The organism is Paenarthrobacter sp. 10N417 (genome assembly GCF_056394745.1).
Genome location: NZ_JBFTIL010000027.1, coordinates 40,278 through 57,910, shown reverse-complemented (window position 1 = coordinate 57,910; position 17,633 = coordinate 40,278). Strand labels below are relative to the sequence as shown.

At 61.2% G+C, this 17,633-nt stretch carries 14 protein-coding genes; 13 read left to right on the top strand and 1 reads right to left on the bottom strand.

Features of this window, described 5'->3' with window-relative positions:
- Nucleotides 1-38: 38 nt before the first annotated feature.
- Nucleotides 39-1,607, bottom strand: coding sequence for a class I adenylate-forming enzyme family protein (locus tag AC1DCM_RS23865; RefSeq protein ID WP_477519955.1), 1,569 nt, complete (start codon nt 1,605-1,607; stop codon nt 39-41).
- Nucleotides 1,608-1,853: 246 nt separating this feature from the next.
- On the opposite strand from AC1DCM_RS23865, the gene AC1DCM_RS23860 reads away from it, so the two are divergent.
- From AC1DCM_RS23860 to AC1DCM_RS23800, 13 genes are all read left to right on the top strand, one after another.
- On the top strand, nt 1,854-2,999 hold the full coding sequence (locus AC1DCM_RS23860) for an acyl-CoA dehydrogenase family protein (protein ID WP_477519954.1): 1,146 nt from the start codon (nt 1,854-1,856) through the stop codon (nt 2,997-2,999).
- Nucleotides 2,996-3,898: an acyl-CoA dehydrogenase family protein gene (locus AC1DCM_RS23855; protein ID WP_477519953.1), complete on the top strand. Its 903-nt coding sequence runs from the start codon at nt 2,996-2,998 to the stop codon at nt 3,896-3,898. Before AC1DCM_RS23860 ends, AC1DCM_RS23855 begins: the two co-directional genes overlap by 4 nt.
- Nucleotides 3,899-4,171: 273 nt before the next feature.
- Complete coding sequence (locus tag AC1DCM_RS23850) at nt 4,172-5,020, top strand: enoyl-CoA hydratase-related protein (RefSeq protein ID WP_477519952.1); 849 nt, start codon at nt 4,172-4,174, stop codon at nt 5,018-5,020.
- Nucleotides 5,017-5,925 carry a cyclase family protein gene (locus AC1DCM_RS23845; protein WP_477519951.1) on the top strand — a complete coding sequence of 303 codons (909 nt, stop codon included), beginning with the start codon at nt 5,017-5,019 and terminating at the stop codon, nt 5,923-5,925. Before AC1DCM_RS23850 ends, AC1DCM_RS23845 begins: the two co-directional genes overlap by 4 nt.
- 63 nt (nt 5,926-5,988) lie before the next feature.
- Nucleotides 5,989-8,046: a 3-hydroxyacyl-CoA dehydrogenase NAD-binding domain-containing protein gene (locus AC1DCM_RS23840; RefSeq protein ID WP_477519950.1), complete on the top strand. Its 2,058-nt coding sequence runs from the start codon at nt 5,989-5,991 to the stop codon at nt 8,044-8,046.
- A gap of 178 nt (nt 8,047-8,224) precedes the next feature.
- Nucleotides 8,225-9,835, top strand: a complete 1,611-nt coding sequence (locus tag AC1DCM_RS23835) for a bifunctional 3-(3-hydroxy-phenyl)propionate/3-hydroxycinnamic acid hydroxylase (RefSeq protein ID WP_477519949.1) — start codon at nt 8,225-8,227, stop codon at nt 9,833-9,835.
- Between the two features lie 44 nt (nt 9,836-9,879).
- Nucleotides 9,880-10,863 carry an alpha/beta hydrolase gene (locus AC1DCM_RS23830; RefSeq protein ID WP_477519948.1) on the top strand — a complete coding sequence of 328 codons (984 nt, stop codon included), beginning with the start codon at nt 9,880-9,882 and terminating at the stop codon, nt 10,861-10,863.
- Between the two features lie 20 nt (nt 10,864-10,883).
- Nucleotides 10,884-11,801, top strand: a complete 918-nt coding sequence (locus AC1DCM_RS23825) for a VOC family protein (protein WP_477519947.1) — start codon at nt 10,884-10,886, stop codon at nt 11,799-11,801.
- Nucleotides 11,802-11,827: 26 nt separating this feature from the next.
- On the top strand, nt 11,828-13,441 hold the full coding sequence (locus AC1DCM_RS23820) for an SMP-30/gluconolactonase/LRE family protein (RefSeq protein ID WP_477519946.1): 1,614 nt from the start codon (nt 11,828-11,830) through the stop codon (nt 13,439-13,441).
- Between the two features lie 109 nt (nt 13,442-13,550).
- Nucleotides 13,551-14,312 (top strand): SDR family NAD(P)-dependent oxidoreductase, encoded by a 762-nt coding sequence (locus AC1DCM_RS23815; protein WP_477519945.1) that lies wholly within the window; start codon nt 13,551-13,553, stop codon nt 14,310-14,312.
- A 75-nt stretch (nt 14,313-14,387) separates the two neighbouring features.
- Nucleotides 14,388-15,164, top strand: coding sequence for an electron transfer flavoprotein subunit beta/FixA family protein (locus AC1DCM_RS23810; RefSeq protein WP_477519944.1), 777 nt, complete (start codon nt 14,388-14,390; stop codon nt 15,162-15,164).
- A gap of 10 nt (nt 15,165-15,174) precedes the next feature.
- Nucleotides 15,175-16,143 (top strand): electron transfer flavoprotein subunit alpha/FixB family protein, encoded by a 969-nt coding sequence (locus AC1DCM_RS23805; RefSeq protein WP_477519943.1) that lies wholly within the window; start codon nt 15,175-15,177, stop codon nt 16,141-16,143.
- Between the two features lie 324 nt (nt 16,144-16,467).
- Nucleotides 16,468-17,559 carry a cytochrome b/b6 domain-containing protein gene (locus AC1DCM_RS23800; RefSeq protein ID WP_477519942.1) on the top strand — a complete coding sequence of 364 codons (1,092 nt, stop codon included), beginning with the start codon at nt 16,468-16,470 and terminating at the stop codon, nt 17,557-17,559.
- Nucleotides 17,560-17,633: the final 74 nt, after the last annotated feature.

Below are 17,633 nucleotides of genomic sequence, written 5' to 3'. Positions count from 1 at the left end.
ATTCTTAATCCGTTGATGGATCTGGGTTGGTCCGGGTTTTACCGGAGCCGGTGGCGCATTACCTTCCCGCCGACATTTCGGGGAAGCGCCGACGTGAACTCGATTCGACTTGGCTGCTTGTACGAGGCGAGCTGCTGTCTGCATACGAACTGGATCTCGTCCAATGATGGCGATACTGACGAGCCCGCCCGGACTACGTAAGCGACAGGTGTGGATCCCCATCTCTCGTGGTGAACACCGACGACGGCGCACTCTAGCACTCCGGGAATCTGAAGAAGTACGCGCTCGATCTCGCTGGGGTAGATGTTCATACCGCCGGAGATTATGAGATCTGTGCGTCGGTCCAGCACTTCGATGTAGCCTTCCTCGTCTATCCTCCCGACGTCGCCGGTGTGATACCAGCCATCGCGAAAGGATTTGGCTGTAGCTTCTTCGTTGTTCCAGTACCCGTCGGCGAGAGAGCCGGAGCGCATGATCAGCTGACCGACGGAGCTGCCGTCGTGAGGAAGCTCGTTTCCCTGTTCGTCGATGAGTCTGACGACGGTTTCCGGTACGGGCCGACCGGTTGAGGAGAAGATTCCTGGTCTACGTTGGGAGTAGTCCAGTGCCGTAGTGGCAGCCACTAGTCCTCCTGAATTTTCTGTCATTCCCCACCCCTCGACCAGACGGGGGCCGATGGCATCAACAAGGAGTTCGAGATGTTCTTCGGGGGCCTTCGCGGTGCCGTGGAGCAGACTTTGCAGGGATGGCAGGGTGCGCCTTTGCTCGCGAACAATCGTGCAGAACTCGACGATTGGTGGGCCAGGCAGGACAGTGAACGTCGCGTGGCGCCGATCGATCGCATCAACGAGTCGCGGCGTGTCGAAACTGCTCATGAGAATCGTGGTCCCTCCCACTGCCAGATGGGGAAGCACGTGGGCGGGAATACCCGCAGAGGACGACATCGACAGCGCAAATATCTGGGTGCTCCCGATGCCGTAACGATTTGCGACTTGATTTGTGTGGATGATCGATCGAAGTGAACGGTGGGTCAACCTCGCTCCCTTAGCGAGACCTGTGGTGCCGCTCGTGTAGGCCAGAACTGCCAGGTCGTCAGAACTCGGGAAGGCCAGGGTCGGCGACACCGGCCGTCCGGAAGCGAGAAACTCCTCGTAGCCGTGTGAAGCGCAATCAAGGTTCGCTCCCGTCGTCACGGTCAGCTGAAGTGCTTCACGGTTTTCCAGCGCCTCGACCCGTTCTGCTGTGCTGTCGTCGAAGAAAAGAGCGACGGCGCCGGAGTCGTTGAGCATGTGCTGCGCCTCGAAGGATGTGTGCCGCACGTTGCACTGGACAACCACCATCCCGGCCTTCAGGCACGCCAAATATGCCTCCATGTATCGGATGTCATTATCCATCCAGATGGCTACACGATCGCCGGAAGTAATGCCTGAACCCAGCAGAGCATTCGCAATGCGGTTGCTGTTCTCATCGAGCTCGCCGTAGGTGACCCCGATGCCGTCTAGCATGCAAATCGCCATCCGGTTAGGCGTGCGTTGGGCTCCGATGCGCACAAGCGAACCGATGTTAAACGCGGCGGGATGAAGCAGTGGCCGTGTGGTGGTCATCATTGCCCTCCAAGCAGTGGTTCTGGTGTGAATGAGATAGAACGAATGCGATGATCCGATCCGCGTCATGCAGCAGAGCGGCGTGAATTCAACCATCATGTACCTCCGACTCGCTTGGATCGAAGATCAAGCAAGCCGGCTAGCAATTTAGGCTCTGCAATAGTGTATGCTACCAAACAACCATTCGGTTTGGAGAGCTCGCGAGTAATGAAGCGTTCGCGGGCCTGGCCGTGAGTGAAGGGTGACACTATGACGACCGTCAAACATGACGTTTGTGTAGGCGACGCGGATTTGATTGATTTTGCGCAGCGCGCTGAGGAATGGCTGCAGTCTGCGGTGCCCGAAGTCTGGCGCCAATCTCGCGGCGCTCTTAGCGCGGAAGAATCGGATGCGATCCGACGCGAGTGGGACCTTCAGCTGTGGCGCGGAGGATTTGCGGGCATAGCCTTTCCCAAAGATTTTGGGGGCCAGGGCCTAGGCCTGGCCGAGGACGTGATATTTCATGTGCTTGCCGCCAAGGCTCAGGCTCCAGACGGCTTTTCGCGCGTTGGTAAAACGCTGGTTGCCCCGATGGTCGTTCGCAGCGGAACCGATTGGCAGAAGGAACGCTATCTGCCGCCCTTGCTGCGCGGCGAGGAGTTGTGGTGCCAAGGGTTCTCCGAGCCCGACGCAGGATCTGATCTTGCGGGGGTAAAGACCCGCGCGGTGCGGGACGGTGACGGCTATCGAATCAGTGGGCGCAAGACCTGGACCACGTTCGCCCAGCACGCCGACCGAATCTTCGTTTTGGCAGTCACGGATTCGGATGCGCCGCGCTACAAGAACCTGAGCATGTTTCTTGTGGACATGCGTGCTCCCGGCGTTTCCGTCACTGACATCCGACAGATTTCCGGCGCGATCCACTTCGCCGAGACCCACTTCGACGGCGTATTCGTTTCGGAACAGGATCGTGTGGGGGGCGAAGGTGACGGGTGGAAAATAGCCATGGAGCTGCTCGGCGATGAACGGGGTGGCTCCGAGGCCGCTGCCCGGTATGTGGAAATCCGATCCGACCTGGATCTGCTTATCCGCACCTGCGGCGATCGGCCGGAGCTAGCGAACACTCTCGAGGAGCTCGACGAGCGTACCGAGACACTGCGCTGGCAGCTAGCAAAAGTCATTGATCTCGAGAGCATGGGCGGTGAGGCATTCGCGCGGGCGGTGTCAGTTCTCAAGGTCTTGTGGAGCGAGCTTTGGCAAGTTGTGGCGCGGGTGGGTTTCGAAGCTCACGTGCCTGCCGACAGGGAGCACTGGCGGTATCAGTTCTTCGAGTCGAAGGCCGTCTCTATCTACTCCGGCACGAATGAGATCCAGCGCAACCTCATTTCGGAGCGAGTCCTGGGGCTGCCGCGATGAACGTCCTCATTGACACGAAGGCCGGAGAAATCGGAGAGCTTGCGTCTGAGGCGATAGGCGAAATCATCGGACGGGCCACGGCTGGAACAAGCATCGCTGGCTACGCCGAAGGTGAATCGCCTCTGCGCTGGAACGCCCTGGAGGAAGGAGGATGGGACCTCGTCGGGATCCATGAGGACGGCGAAGGCGCCGAACTGCGCGACATCGTCGCCATCGCTCAGATTTGGGGAACCCGGCTGATCCCATTGCCGTTTTTGGAGACCGTGATCGCGAAACGTCACTCGGAGGCAGCCAGAAGTTGGGATGGCCCCGTGTCTTTCGCATTACCCACCTCGACCCTCGGGCTCGGGCAGCAGCGTTATGTCCCGTTCGGACAGTTCGAACGGCTGCGCCTCGTTACAACGCTTGGGGGCGGCTCTGATCAACTGGTTGCGGTGCCGGAAGGTCGTCCGGCCGGACTGGACCTTTGCGCCCGTGGTCTAGAAGTGGATGAGAGCCCGACGCAAATTTCCGAAACTGCTGCGCGGGAGCTCGCCGTCGTCTATGCGGCAAGCTCTGTCGGAGCCGCGAGGCGGCTGCTGGAACTAGGTGTCGCCTTCGCGAAGGAGCGAGAGCAGTTCGGCCGGCCTATCGGCTCGTTCCAGGCGGTCAAGCACCATCTGGCCGATGCTCTGATCGCCGTAGAAGAGGCCGACACGGCAGTCATTCGAGCGAGCTTGTCCGCTGAAGGTGTGAGGCAGACTACGGAATTCGTGGTCAAGCGCTGCATCGATGCGGCCGAACTCGTCCTTCAGGTGCACGGAGCACTGGGGTTCACCTGGGAGATGGGCCTGCACCACTACCTCCGCCATATGCTCATGGCGCAAGAGATCATCGGTGGCCTTCGCAGCCATCTGTGACCTCCCGGTTCGGGTTGTGCTGAGTCCACGAACGGTCCCGAACCGGCCGTGAGCTGGAATTCGTATGGCCTTTGCAACCCCCCGGCATCGACCGTGTTCTTTGCTGAAAAACCAATCGGTTGGTTGATTAGCTTTCTACCACTGAAGCCGTGGACAACCTGTGTGTTGGTCACTGTAACTGCCCGTTGTGGCCATCCTGGGCCGAACACCGACGGGTTCTTTGAAGAGGCCCAGTCAAGGGCGCCACCTCAACCCGGAGACGGGTCCCGACCTATGGGATTCACTGTGTCATATGAATGCATTCTGCTAGAGCAAGATGGGCCCGTTGCGTGGATTACGCTCAACCGGCCACAGCGCCTCAACGCGATGAACGATCAACTTTTGGCCGAACTCGATAGTGCGCTGCAGAGCCTCCGCGGAACGGCGAATCGGTTGGTTGTCATACGTGGCGCCGGACGCGCTTTTTGCGCGGGTTACGACGTGGCGCCCGATGCCGAAGAGATCGGATACGCATCTTCCCGCGGACCTGTGCAAGACCGTGACCGGCTACTGTCCAATATCGAACTGTGGACGCGGATATGGCGCCATGAGCAGCCGGTCATCGCCGCAGTCCACGGGCACTGCATCGGCGGTGGCACCCAATTGGCATCCCTATGCGACATAACGATCGTCGCCGAGGACGCATCGATCCAGTCATCTCCATCGCTGCCAATCGGTGGCGGATACCTCTCGCCACTGTGGGTGCATCTGGTGGGACCAAAACGCGCGAAGCTCATGTCCTTCGACGCGGGTCGGCGCATCTCGGGCACCCAGGCCGTGGAGTGGGGGTGGGCTACAGAGGCCGTCCCGGCGGACCAACTTGAAACATACGTCCGGGAGTTGGCCCATTCGATAGCCCGGACTCCGGGGAATCTCCTCCGCTTAAAAAAAGAAGCGATCAATCGAGTGGTCGAAATGGACGGACTGCTGACCTATGCGAGGACGGGAGCCGAGACCGATGCGCTGCTTCACCTCACTCCGGAGGTCACTCTCGCCCAGACCTGGATCAAAGAACTTGGACTTAAGGGCGCGATCCAGCGGTTCCGTGACAACGGCCTGCCCGATATCGAAGACCTGCAGTGAACACACCATATTTGGATCTTCCGGAACTTGGCGGGCTCAACGTCAGGCATTCCTGGGAGGTTCTGCCCTCGCCGGTAGGGACTCTTTCGTTCGTTGAGCCGGGCGATGTCACACGCGCCGCCAGGCTCGTCTCCACAGGCGCCACAATACCGCTGAACCTGCCCATCGACGCATTTGATCCACCGCTCTTCGGGCGGTCGCCAATGACGCATACCTTGTTGCATCCCAGCGGTAATGACGCCGAGGACCTGATCGATTCGTTCAACCCGCAGGCCTCATCCCAACTCGACGGCCTGGCGCACGTTCGTGCTCGCGAGTTCGGCTACTTCGGCGGAGTCCTTGAGCTATCCCAAGCCCGGGAGCGTATCGGTATCCAGCATGTCGCAAAACGAGGCATAGCTGCTCGCGGAGTTCTGCTGGATCTTGCCGAACGCGACATCAGCGACGGCATGTCGCCGTTCGACGGGCGCATGTACGACACCGGTCTCCTCAACGACGTGGCCGATGTGCAGGGGGTTGAGATCCGAGCCGGCGACGTTCTGCTCATCCGGACGGGCTGGGCGTCAAGCTATCTGCAGTTGCCGGTGTCCAATCGGATAAACCCCTCCAGCTGGAACGGCCTCAGAGCAGATGAGACCATGGCCGCATGGCTCTGGGATCACCGAATCGCCGCAGTGGGAGCCGACAACCCCGCTGTAGAATGCGCCCCCGGCGCGCGAGACATCGGTTCTTTGCACCGGCGCCTCCTACCTGGGCTCGGAATGTCGTTGTTCGAGCTGCTTGATTTGGACCGACTCAGCGAAATGTGCAGGCGACTGGAGCGATGGGAGTTCTTCTTCGTCTCCGTACCCCTGCATGTCGAGGGAGGCGTCAGCTCGCCAGCGAATGCGATGGCAATCCTCTGACTTAGTTGAACCCCAACCCGCGGCAGTTTCCCCGCGGGCCCTCAACGTCTGGAAAGAAGCACAATGCCTGTTGAAACCTCATGGTCGGGGTCGACCGCGATCCTGACATTAAGCAACCCGCCTGTGAATACCGGCGATGCCGCGCTCCGCCGTGACCTTCGAGACGCTCTGCTCAGCGCCGCGGCTGTTGCCGACCTTAGCGGGGTGGTCATCGAATCGTCGGGGCGCCACTTCTATGCGGGGTCAGACATCGGCGAGCTTGACGGTCCAATCGAGGAGCCGCAATTGACCGCGGTCATTGCCGTCATCGAAGCGATGCCAGTGCCGGTCGTCGCCTCGATCAACGGGCTTGCGCTCGGTGGCGGACTCGAGCTCGCCCTCGCCTGCGATGCGCGCATTGGGGACACGAGTGCGATCGTGGGATTTCCCGAGGTGACCCTCGGCATTATCCCGGGCGCAGGAGGTACTGTCCGAGCTGGACGTCTCATCGGTCCGGCTGCAGCGATCGATCTCGTCGCGTCGGGTCGGCGGGTCGACGCCAAGGAGGCAAAAGAACTGGGAATCCTCGACCGGGTCGTGGAGCCCGGCATGCTGCGCTACTCCGCCACCGAATGCGCGACCAGCCTGCTGGGCGTCAAGCGGCGCATCCGTGATCTTCCCGTTCCCACGTTCGATCCGATAGCCGTAGACGGCGTGGCCCAACGCGCTGCTAGGCGCGCGCGGCCGAATGTTCTCGAAGCCATCGCCATGGTGCACCGCGGCCTGACCCTCGGGCCGGATGAGGCACTTATCGAAGAGCGAGCCGTTTTCAACCGACTTCGACAGAGCGCCGAGGCCGCGAATCTTCGCTACTTGTTCTTCGCCAAGCGAACGGCCGCCAGAGCTCTATACACCTCGAGGAGCGGAAGAAAAATCGAGCGGATCGCAGTGGCCGGGGCCGGCACGATGGGTGCGGCGATCGCGCGGCTCCTTGATGCTTGCGGATTTTCCGTCACCGTCTTCGACCTGAACCCGTCCGCGCTGGAGCGAGTCGCGGCAACGAGCGCTATTACGACGACGAACCAACTCGACGATCTCGCCGATGCCGACCTCGTCATCGATGCAGTATTCGAGGACATGCAGGTTAAGCGGCAGTTCTTCACAGATCTGGAACCGCTGGTATCCGATGAAACGGTATTCGCCAGCAACACCTCGTATCTCGACCTCGAGCAGATTGCCAGCGTTCTCAAGTCTCCAGAGCGGTTCGCCGGTTTCCATTTCTTCAACCCAGCTGATCGCAACCCGCTGGTCGAGGTGGTTCGCACGGGGTTATCGAGTGAAGAGACCATCACCACACTCGCAGCTCTGGCACTCAAACTGGGAAAGACGGCGATTCCAGCGCGTGTGGGCGACGGATTCATCGCGAATCGTGTCTACGCAGACTACCGCTGCCAAGTCGAGTTCCTGTTGGAGGAAGGGGCGAGCCCGGAGGAAGTCGACGCGGCGATGCTCGATTTTGGCCTGCCGATCGGTCCGTTCGCCGTTGGCGACATGTCCGGCCTTGATATCGCCTGGGCGCGCCGGAAGCGCCTCGCAGCGACCCGCAACCCCGATCAGCGCTACGTCACGGTCCCCGATACGCTTTGCGAGCTGGGCCGCTTTGGCAAGAAAACGGGCGCCGGTTGGTATCACTATGCCAACGGCGCGGCTCGAGGGACCCCTGATCCACAAGTAGGCGCCATCATAGATGCGGCCCGGGCTGAAAAGGGGATCATTCCGCGGGCGATCACTGCCCAGGACATCCAATTACGGGTGCTCGGATCAATGGTGTGCGCTGCGGCGCTCGTGCTGCGCGCCGGCGTGGCTGACCGAGCCAGCGACATCGACATCGCGCTGACGGAAGGGTTCGGCTTTCCCCGTTGGCTGGGTGGCCCTCTCCGCTACTTTTCAAGCTTTAAGGACGAGGATGTCGTTCGCATCCTCAAGGCCGTCTTTGAATCGGATCCGATTGTGTTTGCAATCGCCGAACCCGCGCTTCTTGGCGAGGTGCCTCAGGACATACGCGTCGCGCTCGATGCCGTCGGAACGCCGAACCGCTGGGACCGGACCCCTGACGCTCCGCGTCGCCATGGTGGAAACTGAAGGAATCGCGCGGGCAATCCGCCGATCATTACGCCCCTGAGGTCCAGGTTTGACGAAGTATGGAACTGTCTCAATTTTGATGCTAATCTAACAACCAGTCGTTTGGTGAGCCGGGCATTGCGGCCCACGCGAAACGGCAATTGACAACGGCGTCTAGCTCCCTGAAGGAAGCGCATATATGGAACCCTTTGACGTTATCGTCTCTGGCTACGGCCCGACCGGGCAGGCCTTTGCATCGTTGCTCTCCAGGCTCGGGCATCGTGTTTGTGTCATCGAACGGTGGCCCTCGCTGTATGGACTTCCGCGCCTCTGCACCATCGACGGGGAGTCGGCGAGGATCGTCCAGGCCGCCGGCGACGTCGAGGAGGCACTCCGCGACTCGCACCAGCTCAAGCGGACACTGCTTCTGAACGAGGACGAGCAACTCATCCTGAAGATGGACCACGATCGGATGGCGATCAGTGGGTACCCGAGCCATATTTCGATGTACCAACCACACATCGAGGACGCGATGGACGCTGCGGCTCGTGAGCACGGTGCCACCGTCTTCCAAGGTTGGGAAGTGCAGTCTTGGACACAAGACGAAAACGGCGTCACCGTCGAAGCGCGACAGACCGGGTCCACCGATCCTGCGGACACTATGACACTCCAGGCCAAATATCTTATCGGCGCGGACGGAGCGCGAAGCGCAGTTCGCGAGTCCGCAGGCATCACGAGGGATGGTTCCGATTTTCGCAGCGCCTGGATCTGCGTCGACGCCGTGCGCAAACGCACTCTGCCGAAGTTCTGGGGCCTGTCAGAAGACATGCGGGAATCGGTAATCATGGCCGCACCTGAGGGGCGAGCATTCGCGGTGATCCCCATTGGTGACCGCCGGCTGCGGTTCGAGTTCTACGCCGACCCAGAAAGTACGCACGACGAACGGATGGGGTTCGACGCCGGCTATGAGGTGCTCGAGCGCGTGCACGGACTGACGCGGGACGACGTCGAGATCTACCGGACCGTGCTCTTTCCATTTGAGAGCAGGCTCGCCCGCACGTGGAAAAAGGGGCGAGTTCTGCTCGCGGGGGACGCCGCCCACACAATGACACCGTTCCTCGCTCAGGGGGCCTGTTCAGGGTTGCGCGACGCGGTGAATCTTTCGTGGAAGCTTGACCTTGTTCTGCGCGGCGTCAGCGACCCATCATTGCTCGACATGTACTTCGTCGAACGTTATCCGCAGGTCCGCGAGGTGGTTGCTGTTTCCGAGCAAATCGGTGCATGGGCGATGGAATTGGATCCGTCGAAAGCTCGAAAGCGCGATGAGCAGTTGTTGGTCGGAGCCGTGCTGCCGCCGCCACCGCCAGCCGCCGACATCGACGAGGGCATTCTCTTCAAGCAAGCCAGTGAGCCAGCCGTGGGCCAGCTCGCCCCACAGGGGCGCGTGTCCTTCGGGGGGCGGGAGGGAAAATTCGACGACGTCTTCAGCTGGGGATTCCAACTCATCGTGCGCGATGCTGATGTCTCAGCGACCTTCTCAGATGAGGACCGTGCATTCCTGGAAGCGATCCACTGCACCGTCGTCGGTGTCGGTGACGTGGAGAGAGAAGGAGTGGCTGCTGATCTCGACGGATCGTATGCCGCCTACTTCGACGAACACCGCATTGTGGGAATATTTGCTCGCCCGGATTTTTACGTATTCGCGGTTATGCACGACCTCGACGACGCGTCTGTGGTCGTCGGTGAACTGCGCCGGCAGCTGAGTGGATCACACGAACGCACCGTGCACGAAGCGGCGCACGCCAGCTAGGCACCGGAAGTTTCTCGATACTCAAAGAAGGAGACAACAGCGTCATGTCCAATCTGAAATCTGCGCTTCGCTACGACCCTACCGCGAGGTTCGAAGTCGACAGCCGCGACGTGGAATACCTCAATGTGGACGGGGTTTCACTCGTCGCTACGGTATTCCAGCCGCGCGGACACGGTCCTTTCCCCATGCTCATCGACGTCCATGGCGGTGGGTGGCGGCTTTTCAGCCGCACCCGGCAGCGCCCCATCGATCTCGAACTCGCCTCGCATGGCATCGTCGTCGTGTCACTCGACTTCCGCCAAGCGCCGCCGACGACAACATTTACCCGCGTGGACGGTCCATACGCCCCTTATCCAGCGACGTTCAGCGACGTCAATTATGGCATCCGATGGTTCAAGGCCCATGCTGCCGAGTTCAACGCCACTGCCGACAGTGTCGGCGCTCTGGGAGTCTCCAGCGGCGCGCACAACGTTCTGCTTAACGCAATGCTGGGCCAGCAGGCGCCCTTCGCGACGAGGCCTCTTCCAGGTGCCGATTCGATCGACGCCAGCCTGGCTTACATCATCTGTTCCGGATCCCCCGTCGACCTGGTCGACATGATGGTGGACGCGAATGTTACGGAAGCGGCCGCCGGAATCGAGGTCGGGGAACTCGATTTCTACGGCCTGCACGAGTACTTCGGAGGGGTGAAGGCTGTCACGGGGCTGAGCCCATTGCACATCGTCTCATCGCGCACCGACATCCTCACGCCGCCGCTGCTTCTTGTCCATGGTGATGCAGACGATATGGGCGGAGTCTCGACGGACCGCCAATTCGCGTTCGCTGGGGCGTACGCCAAGGCCGGCGGCGTCGTAGAGCTCGCAATCTACCCTGACGCTCCTCATATTTTCCTCAACCGAGGTCTCGCACCAGAGAGCGAAAACCTCGTCCGGGCCCTGGCAGGTATCGCAGGATTCATCCAACGCCAACTGGCTTACACCGACCACCCCTTTGACCCCGTGGCCGCTTCGGCTACGGATGCCGTTTAGAACCCATAGGAGTACATCACATGCTGATAGCCGACATCGGTCACATCGCCTTCCGCGTCCCGGACGTCGACGTGTCCGTCAAATATGTCACCGAAGTGCTAGGGATGCTCGAAGTGGAGCGCATTGGAGATACCGCGTACGTAACGCAGGGAAGCCCCTACCCATCTGTCTGGCCGCAGTGCAACCACCACATCATGGAGTTCACGGGCGGATCCGAGGGCCCCGAGTTCGACCACATCGGTCTCATCGCCCAGGATCAAGCTGCCCTGGACGAGATCCGTGCGCGGGCCATCGCCATCGGTGCGAAGATCGACGAGACCGTCACGAGCGAGCCAGGGATACCTGAGCTTCTACGCATCATCGCGCCCACCGGTCACGTCATCGACACTTATGTGGAGATGGAACAGGTTGAGCGGGACTACCAACCCAAGGGCGTCATGACACACCGGCTGGCACATGCCTTCATGTGGACGCAGGATGTTAAAGGGCTCGTCGAGTTCCTCATTGATGTCTTCGGATTCAAGGCCTCCGACTGGATCGGGACCCCGGAAGACCCCTACATCGGCTTCCTGCGTTGCCACCTTGAGCACCACACCATCGCCGTCGGCCGCGGACCCATCGAGGGGGTTCACCACTACGCTATGGAAGTACCCGGCACGGCTGACCTCGGACGCCTGGGAGACCAACTCGCGCGCTCGGGTCTGGGCTACATGTGGGGGCTTGGGCGCCATGGCGGCGGCGACAACATCGCCAGCTACCATGTGGCGCCCGACGGTCTACTCGTAGAGGTATATGCCGACATGCAGAAGATCGCCGGCGACGGATGGAAACCACGCCACTGGAGCGTGGAGGACCCCCGAGGCGGAAACCTTTGGGGGGAAATGCCGGGAGATTTCCAGAAGCTCATGGCACCGCATGCACCGATCGCTAAACGGTAGCCGTTGCCGGCCAGGGGTGCAGCGAGATGAACGGATTCACGACGCGATACGGCGGGCACATCGTCGGCGAACTCACGGTCGCACCAGGGTGGTCTTGGAGCCAAGTGGTGCCTCCAAGCGCCCTTATCGGTGCAAATGGCCTGGTCTTCGGACCCGATGGCGACATCTATGTCGCTGAAGGGCACGGAAGCGAGATAAGTGCAATCGACAGTCACAATGGGACCGTACGAAACATCAGTCGCTCCGACGACCCCATCGAGTGTCCCGACGACCTCGCTTTCGACGCCGCCGGCACGATGTACGTCACGGAGTTCGCCCTCGGAAGGGTGAGCATGCGGCATCCCGACGGTGAAGTCCGGGTTCTGGATGCCGATGTACCGTCGGCCAACGGCGTGACGACCCACGGCGACCGGGTGTTCGTCGATGAGTTTCGTCCGGGCGGAAGAATCATGGAGCTGTACCCCGACGGGCGTGAGCGAAGGATAATCGCCGAAGGCGTGGACTGGCCCAACGGTTTAGCGGTGGGACCCGACTTCCACCTCTACTATCCGTCAGTCTTCGCGGGGGAACTGTGGAGAGTTGGCATCGATGAGGGTTCACCGGAGCGCGTCGCCGCAGGGTTAAGCACCCCAACCGCGGTCAAGTTCAGCCCCCAGGGCGAGCTTTACGCATCCCTTGCAGGCGGTGATGTGCTGCGGGTGGACCCACTGTCAGGTTCAACCGCCATCGTCGCAACCCTGCCGAACGGCACGGACAATCTGGCATTCCGCGACGACGGCCGGCTATTCGTGTCCAATCAGCTCAGCGGGAGCTTAGTCGGCATAGACCGCGACGGCATCGCAACGACTCTTGTCAGCCCTGGTCTCGTGGGGCCGTTCGGCATAGATGTCGCAGCAGATGGGAAAATTTGCGCCGCAGACGCTCTCAGTTACGCAATCCTAAGCCCAGGCGGCGTCGCCGATCGACCAGCCTCTGTAAGCACCCCCGGGTTTCCAGGAGTCCTGCGTTCGGTCACCTATCTCGCCGACGGGCGCCTCGCGCTCGGGACAACCACCGGCGGCATCGCACTCTACCGGCCAGGAAGTGAGGCCCAATTTCTGGCGACAGAAATCAAAGGACTGATGGGCATTACCAGCACGCCGGACGGCGCGATAATCGCCGCTGCATCCCTAAGCGGTGAGATCCTGCGAGTCGATAAGGCAGGCGTGGCAGTTCTCGCAACCGGCCTTGAGCAGCCTATGGGCGTCGCAGCAACCGCGGAGGGCGGAGTGATCGTGACCGAGTCGCGGTCAGGACGATTGAGGTATCTCAGCCCAGATGGCACCTCGAAAGTCCTGCTCGAGGGACTGAGTGAACCCCACGGTGTAGCCGTTTCCGGCGAGGACGTATATGTGATCGACCGCCGGGCACGGGCGCTGCATCATGCGTCGCTAAGTGGTCGGGTCCCGAGCTCGGTAATCGCGCAAAATATTCCGGTCGGACCCGCACCTGGCGTGGGCGAGACCATTGTCGCCGGGCTTCCCGGGCTCGCCCCAGGTCCGTGGCTTCCCTTCGCCGATCTGGCCATTGCCCCCGACGGCTCCATCGTGGTGGGTTGTGACGGCTCTGGCGGCATCATCGCGGTGAAGCGCGAAAACTGAAAAGCGAGATCAGAAACGCCGGAATCCGTCCTGCGTCTGACGCGACCTGCCCGCGACGAATTGTCGGCCGGCGGGGTGAGGTTCGTTCAATTCAAACGAAGGAGAAGCTATGACGTCGAATCTATTGACTGGGCGGGTTGCCCTCGTCACTGGCGCAGGTGAGGGAATCGGGCGAGCGTCCATGCTTGCACTGGTGCAGCATGGAGCCAGCGTGGTTGGCTGCGACGTGGATGAGGACACCCTCGCGGAAACTAACCGCTTGGCCAATGACCTCAGGCCGGGATCGTCCCGATATGTTCGAGGGGACGTAACCGATCCCGGCGATATCGGGGCCGCCGTAGCGTTCGCCGTCGCAGAGTTCGGCAAACTCGACGTCGTCCATGCAAACGCTGGTGTTACTCAGACGGCCTCGCTCGCCGGAGATATTCCCCTGAATCTCTGGCAGCGGGTACTCGAGGTCAACCTCACGGGTCTGTTCGTGACCTTCCAGGCGGCGGCTCCCGAACTGGTGAAGTCCGGGAACGCGTCGTTCATTGCGACAGCCTCGGGACTTGGCATCATTGGCGCCCCGGGTCTCGCCGCCTACGTCGCGAGCAAGCACGCTGTCCTCGGCTTCATCAAATCCGCCGCTCTTGACTACGCCCCCCGCGGGCTTCGCGTCAACGCGGTGGCCCCCGGCATGACCGACACCCCAATGCTCTCCTCGTCTACTACCGCCGAAATCCGATCGGACATGGCCGCATCCATCCCTGCCGGCCGATTGGGAACCCCTGGTGAAATCGCAAACGTGGTCGTCTGGCTCGCATCTGAGCTTTCCAGTTACGTCGTCGGTGCCACGATTGTCGCCGATGGGGGAGACTCGATCTCTTGAAACATTTGTGCCCCACGAAACTTAACAATCAACCAATCGTTTGGTAGTCTGGGTGGAAACCAGTAGGGGAGCACAATGAAAATCGTCGTCTTGGTCAAAGAGGTCCCCGACACGTACGGGGACCGAAAGTTGAATTTGGACACGGGCCTGGCGGATCGTCCTGCCGGCGGGATGGTCATGGATGAGGTCTGTGAGCGTTCGCTCGAGCTGGCGTTGAGCTATGCCGATAATAAGCCGGGCACGGAAGTCGTGGTGCTTTCGGTGGCGCCGTCGGATGCGGATGCGACCCTGCGTAAGGGCTTGGCGATGGGCGCGGCCTCGGCCGTGCAGGTAGTCGATGATGCGTTGGTGGGCGCTGACTTGGGCCTGACCGCCGAGGTAATCGCGGCAGCACTAACCCGGATCGGGTTCGATCTGGTTATTGCAGGCAACCAGTCCACGGACGGTTCGGGCGGTGTGATCGCCGCCATGATCGCCGAGTTGCTCGATGCGCCGCAGCTGTCATCGTTGAACTCGGTCTCAATATCGGAAGGTGCGGTGTCCGGCTTACGTGTTTCTGACGGTTCGACCATGCAGGTCTCCGCCGAGCTGCCGGCGGTAATCTCAATCACTGAAGCCCTGCCGGATGCGCGATTCCCGAACTTCAAGGACATCATGTCGGCGAAGAAGAAGCCCTTCGAGAAGTTATCGCTGGACCACCTCGGCGTAAACGCGGAAGATCCGGAGGTATCTCGCTCGATCGTGATTGCCGTCTCGGAGAAGCCTCCGCGCGCGGCGGGCACGAAGATCGTCGATGAAGGCGATGCGGGCCAGCAGCTCGCCGATTTTCTCATCCAGAACCAGTTGACGTAAGGAGACCGATATGGCTGCATACGCGGAAGATTCGATCTTGGTGCATCTCGATGTAACGCCGACGGGGGAGCTTGCCAGTTCCAGTGCGGCATTGCTTGGGGTCGCAGCGGTTGTCGGCACCCCGGTCGCGCTGATTGTGACCGACGGGATCGAACTCGCCTCGGACGCCGCGGCGCTCGGCGCGGCTTCGGTCCTGATAGCCCCTGCGGGTCCTGGACTGACCGTACCCCGGGTTGATGCACTGGCTGCCGCGGCGGTTCTCATCCGCCCCGACGCCATCCTTGTGTCCAACTCAGTTGAAGGACGCGACGTCGCCGCCCGGTATGCAGCACGCACTCGGTCGACACTCGCGGTGGACGCCGTCGGTATCGCACGCGACGCCGAGGGGATCATCGTTCAACACTCGGTGTATGGGGGTGCCTACAACGTCGACTCCGCGGCAACCTGGGGCACGCCTGTAATTACAGTGCGCCAGGGTTCCATTGAGGCAAGGGCCGGGGCAATGCCAGCGGTGGTGGAGCAGCTGCCGGTTTCGTCGTCGGGGCGACGGTCGGCGTCCATCGGGTCAGTGGACGTAGCGGTGGTCAGCTCGTCCCGCCCGGAGCTGCGGGGAGCGGTCTCCGTGGTTTCGGGCGGTCGCGGGTTGGGGTCGAAGGAACAGTTTGTGCTTGTCGACCAATTGGCCGACGCCCTTGGAGCCGCGGTCGGCGCATCGCGAGCCGCGGTTGACGCGGGGTACGTGCCGCAGGCATTCCAGGTAGGCCAGACCGGCGTCTCAGTATCGCCCCAGCTGTATGTCGCTTTGGGAATTTCGGGCGCGATCCAGCACAAGGCGGGTATGCAGACAGCAAAGACGATCGTCGCTATCAATAAGGACGAGGATGCCCCGATTTTCGAGATTGCGGACTTCGGTGTCGTCGGCGATGTATTCACGGTGGTGCCCCAATTGATCGCTGCTTTGCAAGTACGGAAGGCTTAGAGTCCTGTGGTGACATATAGGGGAGTGATGCGCCGCGGCCTGCCACGGCGCACGGGTGGCGAGCCTTGGCCTCCGTCCGGGTCGGCAGCTGAGAGTGTCCAGCTCGGTAAGCATGTGGCAGTTGCAGAAAATAGGCCAGCCTCGGGTTCCTCGGATACAACGATTGATTTCTCCCCGGTGGCCTCAACTATCGCTGCGATGCCGGGCGCCGGGTCGGCAATCTTTTCTCTCCGTCGGGGGCTCCCACGCGTTCCGGGGGGCGAACCCTGGCCTTCAGCACCCCGTGCCGTGGCCCCGACTCCGGGAGTAGTCGAGACAGGCTCAGTGACGCCAAAAACCTCGGCACCGGAACTGCTTACCCGCGACCCCGATCAAGGGTCTGTCAAAGAACAACGTGCGGCGACTCCAACGGCTTCCCTCGTCGCCGCAGAGGGACCGCGCACCCCAGTGAAATCCACCCCGAAAACGTCCCCAAGCAGCAAGCAGGTTCCGCCACAGGAGCCGAACCGCCGCGGATCCCGCCGAGGTACTCAGCGTGCGCAGACGGGCATTGTTCGTGGCGTGGGGTTACTTGTCGCCGCGGCGACGCTGGTGCTTGCAGCGCGATGGCTCGTCTCGCTGAACGACATCCAAGATTTCCTCACCACCTATCCAGGGACGTCGTATCTTTCAGACTCCGCGCCTGTAGGGATTCCTGGGTGGTTGGCTTGGCAGCATTTCTTCAACACGTTCTTCATCGTGCTGATGATCCGTACCGGGTGGCAGGTGCGTACGGATAAGCGTCCACGCGTCTTTTGGACATCGCGATGGTCCAAAAACGGCGCCGCCAAGATCAGTCTTTCGCTGTGGTTCCATCAGTTCCTAGACATCTTGTGGCTGGTCAACGGTTTTGTCTTCGTCGTGTTGCTCTTCGCGAGCGGTCAGTGGATGCGAGTCGTTCCCACCAGATGGGATGTTTTCCCGAACGCGGTTTCGGCGGCGCTACAGTACCTGTCCCTGGACTGGCCGACGGAGAACGGATGGGTCAACTACAACGGACTACAGCTGTTAGCCTATTTCACGACGATCTTCATAGCTGCACCGTTGGCCGCGATCACCGGTGTACGCATGTCAGGGCTCTGGCCCAAGAATGCCCGTCGGTTAAGCAAGGTGTACCCGGTCGAATGGGCACGCGCGCTGCATTTCCCAGTGATGCTCTACTTTGTGCTTTTCCTCGTCATTCACGTCACCCTCGTGATCGCGACCGGTGCACTTCGCAACCTCAACCACATGTATGGCGGCCAAGACTCCGTGAACTGGGTCGGATTCTGGGTTTTCTTCGGCTCTATCGTGCTGATCGCAGGTGGATGGTTCGCCGTTAGGCCCCTCGTGCTAGCACCCCTCGCTCGAGTCTTTGGCAAAGTCAGTGGGCGCTGAACGCGCTGCCGACACTCGCACCAGGCTTGGGGGCGCGCAGACTGAAACGAATCTGCCAGCCTTTGCTGGCTCAG